This window comes from Tepidiforma sp. (genome assembly GCF_034433535.1).
Classification (GTDB): Bacteria; Chloroflexota; Dehalococcoidia; order Tepidiformales; family Tepidiformaceae; genus Tepidiforma.
On the sequence record NZ_DAOUAO010000086.1, the window covers coordinates 1 to 6,874 of the forward strand.

At 69.3% G+C, this 6,874-nt stretch carries 9 protein-coding genes; 3 read left to right on the top strand and 6 right to left on the bottom strand.

The annotated features are described in order from the left end of the window. The 5 genes from VAE46_RS04940 to VAE46_RS04960 form a co-directional block, all read right to left on the bottom strand. Positions 1-1,165 (bottom strand): branched-chain amino acid ABC transporter permease (locus VAE46_RS04940; protein WP_322795808.1); only part of this gene is annotated, 1,165 nt, incomplete at its 3' end. A 3-nt stretch (positions 1,166-1,168) separates the two neighbouring features. Further along, entirely contained in the window at positions 1,169-2,056 is an 888-nt protein-coding gene (locus VAE46_RS04945) for a branched-chain amino acid ABC transporter permease (protein ID WP_322795809.1), read from the bottom strand. A 28-nt stretch (positions 2,057-2,084) separates the two neighbouring features. Then, on the bottom strand, positions 2,085-2,798 hold the full coding sequence (locus VAE46_RS04950) for an ABC transporter ATP-binding protein (protein ID WP_322795810.1): 714 nt from the start codon (positions 2,796-2,798) through the stop codon (positions 2,085-2,087). Next, positions 2,795-3,586 carry an ABC transporter ATP-binding protein gene (locus VAE46_RS04955; RefSeq protein WP_322795811.1) on the bottom strand — a complete coding sequence of 264 codons (792 nt, stop codon included), beginning with the start codon at positions 3,584-3,586 and terminating at the stop codon, positions 2,795-2,797. The genes VAE46_RS04950 and VAE46_RS04955 overlap by 4 nt, the downstream gene beginning before the upstream one ends. A 206-nt stretch (positions 3,587-3,792) precedes the next feature. After that, positions 3,793-5,025 carry a DUF3179 domain-containing protein gene (locus VAE46_RS04960; protein ID WP_322795812.1) on the bottom strand — a complete coding sequence of 411 codons (1,233 nt, stop codon included), beginning with the start codon at positions 5,023-5,025 and terminating at the stop codon, positions 3,793-3,795. A 58-nt stretch (positions 5,026-5,083) separates the two neighbouring features. Here VAE46_RS04960 and VAE46_RS04965 point away from each other — a divergent pair, with 58 nt between their 5' ends. Genes VAE46_RS04965 through VAE46_RS04975 form a run of 3 tightly spaced genes read left to right on the top strand, consistent with a single transcriptional unit; the run spans position 5,084 to position 6,366 of the window. Further along, complete coding sequence (locus VAE46_RS04965; protein WP_322795813.1) at positions 5,084-5,341, top strand: hypothetical protein; 258 nt, start codon at positions 5,084-5,086, stop codon at positions 5,339-5,341. Then, complete coding sequence (locus tag VAE46_RS04970; RefSeq protein ID WP_322795814.1) at positions 5,341-5,781, top strand: type II toxin-antitoxin system VapC family toxin; 441 nt, start codon at positions 5,341-5,343, stop codon at positions 5,779-5,781. Before VAE46_RS04965 ends, VAE46_RS04970 begins: the two co-directional genes overlap by 1 nt. Positions 5,782-5,832: 51 nt before the next feature. Next, a complete protein-coding gene (locus VAE46_RS04975; protein ID WP_322795815.1) occupies positions 5,833-6,366 on the top strand; it encodes a hypothetical protein in 534 nt (177 codons plus the stop codon). Positions 6,367-6,370: 4 nt separating this feature from the next. On the opposite strand, the gene VAE46_RS04980 is transcribed toward VAE46_RS04975, so the two are convergent. Next, the coding region (locus tag VAE46_RS04980; RefSeq protein ID WP_322795816.1) for a prenyltransferase at positions 6,371-6,874 on the bottom strand (504 nt) is incomplete at its 5' end.

A 6,874-nucleotide genomic window follows, 5' to 3' on the forward strand; every position in this document is an offset into this window, starting at 1 on the left:
ACCGCCACGTTTGCTCCAGGAACCCGACCACCCCGTGCCGCATCACGTACATGAATACGATCAGGATGGCCGCCTGGATGGCATCGGGTGCCGACTTGTTGATCGAGGTGGTCACATCGGGCACGAACTGCTGGAACAGCCCGCCGATGACTGCGCCCTGGATGGTGGCCACGCCCCCGATGACGGCGCCCACCAGGAAGCGGATGGAGAGGAGCGGCGAGTACTGGTCGGGCGAGACGAACTGGATGACGACGCCGTTGAGTGCCCCGGCCAGTCCGGCCAGCGCCCCGGCGATGCCGAAGGCCGTCATCTTGTAGAGCGCCACGTTGACGCCCATCGCCGAGGCGGCCGTTTCGTTATCGCGGATGGCCACCAGCGCGCGCCCGAACCGCCCGCGCCGGAGGTTCGCTGCCAGCACGAACACCAGCAGGGCAAGCACGGCCGTCAGGTAGTAGAAGAACCGGTCCGGGTTGTCCTCCCAGAAGGGGATGTTGATCCGGCCGAACATCGCCACGCCCTGCACGCCGCCGGTGTAGTGCTCGAGCTTCTTCGCCAGCGGGGCCACGGTCACGGCGAGCGAGAGCGTGGCCAGCGCCAGGTAGGGCCCCTTGAAGCGCAGCGCCGGGATGCCGATGAGGAAGCCGAAGACACCCGCGATCAGCGGCGCGAGGAGCAGCGCCCAGCCCCAGGGCATGTCCCATTGGCGGAAGCCCACGCCCAGCGTGTAGCCCCCGAGGGCGAAGAAGGCGCTCTGACCCAGCGAGATCTGCCCGCCGAACCCGGTCAGCAGGTTGATCCCGACGATGACGATCATGTACTGGATGGCGACCGTCATCTTCAGCATCGAAGCGTGCGGGATCGAATCCACGTAGAGCGGCATGAAGAGGAAGAAGGCGATAATCAGGGCATAGCCGGCCCAGCGGAGCGCGCGCTGGTAGGCTGGCCCCCGCTCCAGCACCGGCGAGAGCACGACGGCGCCGATGACCGTCATCACCGCCATGATGCTGAGCAGCGCCGCCAGGCCGGCAGCCGGCCGCACCAGCTTGCCCACGGCGGGGATATCGGCCACGTTCGTCTGCGGGGCGACCAGCCAGACGAGGCCGGCCACCACCAGCAGGGGCACGAACCAGTTCTTCCGGTAGTCGAACGTCCGTACGAGGTCCATCGGCTACACCCTCTGCACAACCTGCCGCCCGAACAGGCCGGCCGGGCGGACGAGGAGAACGGCGACAATGACGACGAGCGCGAGCACGATATCGAGCTGCGTCCCGATGAATTCGATGTAGCGCCCGCCCAGCGCGACGATGTTGCCGAGCGCGATCCCGCCGACGACCGCCCCCGGCGGCGAATCGAACCCGCCCAGGGTGGCCGAGGCGAACGAGAAGATGAGCACCGTGGCCATGAAGTTCGGCTCGAGCTGGACGATTGGCGCCGAGAGCACACCGGCGAGCGCGCCTGCCGCCGCCGCGATGCCCCAGCCCAGCGCCAGCATCCAGTTCACGTTGATGCCGACCAGCTGGCTCGATACCGGCTGGGCGGCGGCGGCCCGCAGCCCCAGCCCCAGCTTCGTCCGCTGGAAGAGCACGTAGAGCGCCAGCATCAGGACCATCAGCACGGCGAAGATGAACAGGTGGTACGGCACGATGAAGACGCCGCCCACCTCCCACGAGGCCTGCCGCACGCCCGTCGGCAGCGGGAACGGCTTCGGCACGCCGGAGTACACCCAGAGCGCCAGCGAGTTGAAGAACAGGTAGAGCCCAAGGGTGACGATGACGATCGTCAGCTCGGGCGCGTTCTGCACCGGCCGGATCAGGATGCGCTGGACGAGCAGCCCCGCGGCAAAGGCGAGGATGAGCGTCAGCGGCACCGCCAGCCAGTAGCCCATGCCGGCATTCAGGAACGACCAGCAGATGTACGTGGAGAACATCGCCATCTCGCCCTGGCCGAAATTGATGATGTGCGTGGAGCGGTAGATGAGCACCAGCGCAAGGGCGAGCAGCCCGTAGATGCAGCCGTTGGCCGTGCCCGCCAGCACCAGCTGGATGAATTCGGTCATGCCTGCGTCCTCCCTCCTCTCCGGGCGTTCAATAGCCGAGGTAGGCCCGGCGAACGTCTTCGCTGCCGGCCAGCTGGTCCGCGGGGCCTTCCATCGCCACCCGCCCCGTTTCGAGCAGGTACGCGTAGGAAGCCACCTTCAGGGCGCGCACCGCATCCTGCTCCACGAGCAGCATGCTCACGCCGTCCTCGCGGTTGATCGTCGCGAGGATGCCGAAGATCTCCTGCACGATGAGCGGCGCCAGCCCGAGCGAGGGCTCATCGAGTAGCAGGAGCCGCGGCCGCGCCATCAGCGCCCGCCCGATGGCCAGCATCTGCTGCTCGCCGCCCGACATGGAGCCGGCCCGCTGGTTGCGCCGCTGCCCGAGCACCGGGAAGTACTCGTACACCCGGTTGATATCCCGCTGGATGCCGTCCCTGTCGCGGCGGGAGTAGGCGCCCAGCCGCAGGTTCTCTTCGACCGTGAAATCGACGAAGGTGCCGCGGCCTTCGGGCACCATCACCATGCCCATGCGGACGAGGTCCTGGGTGGAGGCGCCGTTGATCCGCCGGCCGTCGTAGGTGATGTCGCCCCAGGTCTTCGTCTGCGCGAGGAGCGCCCGGAGCGTGGTCGTCTTGCCGGCGCCGTTCGCGCCCAGCAGGGCGACGATGCCGCCCTGGGGCACCCGCAGGTCGATGCCAAACAGCACGGGGCGGTCGCCGTAGGCGGCGCGCAGCCCGGTCGCTTCGAGGAGTGCGCTCATGCCTCCACCCCCAGGTAGGCGCGGATGACGTCGGGGTCGCGCTGCACTTCGGCGGGGGTGCCATCGGCGATCTTTTTGCCGAAATCGAGCACGACCACCTTCTCGCTGATGCCCATCACCAGGCCCATGTGGTGTTCGACGAGCAGGATGGTGACGTCGAAGCGCTCGCGGATTTCGCGGATGAGCGAGCCGAGGTTGGAGACCTCCTCGTGGTTGAGGCCGCCGGCCGGCTCATCGAGGAGCAGCAGGCGGGGCTTCGCCACCAGCGCGCGGGCCAGCTCGATCCGCTTGAGGGTGCCGAAGGGCAGCCCGGCAGCCGGGTGGTCGGCCACGGCTTCGAGCCCGAGGTAGGCGATGGCCTCGCGCACCGCTGCCTCCGCCTCGCGCTCCTCGCGGCCCACCCACGGCAGGCGCAGCGCCTGCGAGAAGACGTCCGCCTTCGTCCGGGCGTGCACCCCCACGCGGATGTTGTCGCGCACCGACATCGTCGGGAAGAGCGCCAGGTTCTGGAAGGTGCGGGCGATGCCGAGGCGCGGTACCTCGTGAGGCGCGAGCCCGAGCAGGTTCGTTGTCCCGTCGTACCAGATTTCGCCGGCCTGCGGGTGATACAGGCGGGTGATGGCGTTGAACATCGTCGTCTTGCCCGCACCGTTGGGCCCGATGAGGCCCACGATCCGCCCGGCGGGAACATCGAAGGAGACATCGTCGAGCGCAACCAGGCCGCCGAAGCGGAGGGTGATATTGCGCACGCTCAGGAGCGGCCGGTCGCCGTTGGTCGAACTCGTCATCCCTCCCCCCTTCGCATTTGCGCCGGGAGTCTACCGGCGGGTTCGGCCAATGGGCAAGGGAAATTTCCAAATATTGCTTCGATGGCCGCGAATGCTTCGGTGGATGCTCAGCAAGGCCGTAACGTTTCGCGCCAGCTTCGGCGGCGGCCCCCTCGCCGCTGCGCCGGGGGTTCGCTGGCCGACCGTTCAGCAGTTCACTTCGGGGGTTATCCCTCCGGCCGCCAGACGTCAGTCTCCGGGTGGAAGGCGGCCCAGGCGAACCAGAACTCGGTGGTATGCAGCACCGGCGTGAGCTGCCGACCGGCCAGCGGCCCGCTCACACCGCGCCCGAAGATGTCCCACTGCGTGCCGGTCTCGCGATCGCGAAAGGTGCCCGGTTCCGGCCCTGGTTCGAACGCCAGCTGCCGCCCATCCAGCCGGGCATCGTAGGCCGCCGCCGAGCCCACGTCGCGGGATTGTGCGATCTCGCGCTGGTCGAGCGCGGAGGCCGTCCCGGGCAGCCAGAAGACGGCGACCGGCGCCCCGCCGGCCTCGACGTTGGCGACGCCGACCCGCGCGAGCGCTTCGAACGGCACCGCGAGGCCCTTGCCGGCGCGGTCGAGCGTGACCACCCGCTCGAGGGCTGGCAGGCGCGGGTCCGGCTCGCCGCTGAAGAGGAAGGGCTGGCTGGTGGCATCGTAGAACTCGTAGGGGTTGACGCCGTAGGCCCGTTCGAAACCGGTCTCCTCGGTCAGCGCGAGGGCATCCGGGAAGGCCCGGCGGAATTCGCCCCAGGCGACAATGCCGGTGCCCAGCGGCTCGAGCCGCTCGCCCGCGAAGGTCCCAACGATCGCCTCGCCCGAGGCCTGCTGCCACCAGCTCTCGGTCTGCCGGTCCCACATGATGAGGTCGGAGTTGCGCAGGTTGCCGGAGACGCCGAAATCGAGCACCCGCCCGCCGACCCGCCGGTCGTAGGCGATCGCCGTGTTGCACAGCGGGCAGAAGGTGACCACCACCGGCCGCTCGCCGAAGCGGTCGTTCACCACCTCGTGCCAGGTCAGGATGTGGAGCGGGTAGGCCTTCGTGATGCCGTCGACCGTGACGACGGCGACCGGCAGGCGGTCGCTGTAGGCGAGCTCCGAGGCCGGCGCGAAGGCGGCCTTCCCGCCCCTGGGCGCGGGGATTTCGACCACCCCCGGCACATCGAGCGGGGGGATGCAATCGCGAGACGGGCAGCCGCGCAGGATTTCGCGCGGGTCGACGGTGGAGCGGGTGAAGTCGGTGCGCGGCCAGTCGGGGTATTCGGACTGGAACGAAACGACGCGGTCGACCGGGGAGAGGGTGGCGGTGGGGGTCGGGGACTCCACCGGCGTCGGTGGCGCGGAGCTTCCGCTGGAGCAGGCGGCGAGGGTGACGGCCGTGGCCAGCGCGAGCAGGGCGAATTCCGCGAACCGTGCCATTCGCAGAATTCTGCGCCTTCCCCCGTAAAGGCTGCGTCATGCCCGCTATCATGGCGGCATGGGCGAACCCGAACCGCTGATCATCCCGCTTGAGAAGCTTTCGCACCTTGCGCACGCCCTGGTGGAGCTGGCGCATGAGCGGCCGATCGTGCTGTGGAACGGCACCGGCATGCTGGCCCGGCTCACCCCGCTCGGGGGCATCCGAACCGGCGAGGCCGGGAGGGACGCGATCGACCGGGTCCTCGCCTTCCGCCGGGCCGTGCGGCCCGGGCCCGGGACCATCCGCGAGCTGATCGACGAAGGGCGCTGTTCCTGATGCCGTTCGTGATGGATGCGTCCGTGGCGATGGGGTTCCTGCTGGGCGACGATGACACCGGGTATGCAGACCGGGTCGCCCGGGCGCTTTCGACTGACATCGCCGTAGTTCCCTCTTTGTTCAGGCTCGAGTGTGCCAACGTCCTGCTGGGCGCGGAGCGCCGGGCTCGGATATCCCCGGGGCAGGCAAACGAAGCGCTCGACCTTCTGCTGGGTCTGCCTGTCTATGAAGCGACATACGAGACAGGGCTTGCGCAGCGCCACCTGCTTCACGTTCTGGACCTGGGCCGCCAGCACGGGCTGTCGGCATACGATGCCGCGTATTTGAGCCTCGCGCTCGACCTGAGACTGCCTCTGGCTACCACCGACGGACGGCTCCGGGCGGCGGCGGCCAGCGCAGGTGTCCCCCTGCTGTTCGACACCGGCAGCGCGTTGGCCTGAACCCGCCCCCGCCCCCGGAAAGGCTGCGTCATGCCCGCTATCATCCGCGGCGTGACCGCCGAGATGTGGGGCATCCTCGCTGCCCGCGTGGCCGGCTCCCTGCCCGTGCTCCGCTGGGCCTTCGCCGGCGCCGTCATCGCCATCCTCGTCGACCTCTCCGATCTCTTCCTCCGCGCCTACCTCACCCTCGGCGGCGTCCGCAACTACCAGTCCTTCGACAAGTGGTGCGACCAGGTCTACCTCGCCTGCTTCCTCCTTGCCGCCCTGCGCTGGGACGGCCCCGCCCGGGCGATTGCCGTCGCGCTCTACGCTTTTCGCATGGTCGGATTCGCGCTCTTCGAACTGACCGGCGAACGGTGGGTGCTCTTCCTTTTCCCCAATGTGTTCGAATTCTGGTTCCTCTTTGCCGCCTTCACGCGGCACTGGTGGAAGTCGTTCTCCTGGCGCCGGGGGCCGACCGCCGCCGCCCTGGCCGCGGCGACCGCCGCCAAGCTGGCCCACGAATACGCCCTCCACATCGGCCGCTGGTTCGATGCGTTCACCGCCCGCGATGTGGTCGAGTGGCTGCTCAGCCCGTTCGGGTAGCGGCTCAGCCGAAGGCCCAGTCGAAGAGCAGCCCTGCGGCCACCAGCAGCCCGAAGCGCAGGTGGAGCAGGGCGGCATCGCGGAGCAGGTAGTTCAGCCGCCGCGGGCTCCCGCCGGCGCGGACGGTGCGCACCATCGGGCGGAGAAGCGGCAGGGTGACGAGCGCCGCGAGGCAGGCCGCCGGCAGCGCCCCCGCGAGCACCGCGACGAGCAGGCTGAGGTAGCCGCCGGCCAGGAGCAGCCAGAACTCCCATTCCGCCGCCCGCCGCCCGAGGAGGGTCGCCAGCGTGCGCTTCCCCGCCTCGCGGTCGGCCTCGAGGTCGCGCAGGTTGTTCGCCTGCAGGACGGCCGCCACGAGGAACCCGAGCGGCAGCGAGGCGACGAACGCATCGAGCGTCCAGCGTTCGAGCTGCACGAAGGCCGCCCCCATCACGATGACCGGCCCCATGAAGATGTAGACCACCACTTCGCCCAGCCCGATGTAGGCCAGGTGGAGCGGCCAGCCGGT

Bases quoted from the DNA above. Each gene is read 5' to 3' on its own strand.
- VAE46_RS04945 (WP_322795809.1), bottom strand. From the start codon at position 2,056: ATGACCGAATTCATCCAGCTGGTGCTGGCGGGCACGGCCAACGGCTGC.
- VAE46_RS04950 (WP_322795810.1), bottom strand. From the start codon at position 2,798: ATGAGCGCACTCCTCGAAGCGACCGGGCTGCGCGCCGCCTACGGCGAC.
- VAE46_RS04955 (WP_322795811.1), bottom strand. From the start codon at position 3,586: ATGACGAGTTCGACCAACGGCGACCGGCCGCTCCTGAGCGTGCGCAAT.
- VAE46_RS04960 (WP_322795812.1), bottom strand. From the start codon at position 5,025: ATGGCACGGTTCGCGGAATTCGCCCTGCTCGCGCTGGCCACGGCCGTC.
- VAE46_RS04965 (WP_322795813.1), top strand. From the start codon at position 5,084: ATGGGCGAACCCGAACCGCTGATCATCCCGCTTGAGAAGCTTTCGCAC.
- VAE46_RS04970 (WP_322795814.1), top strand. From the start codon at position 5,341: ATGCCGTTCGTGATGGATGCGTCCGTGGCGATGGGGTTCCTGCTGGGC.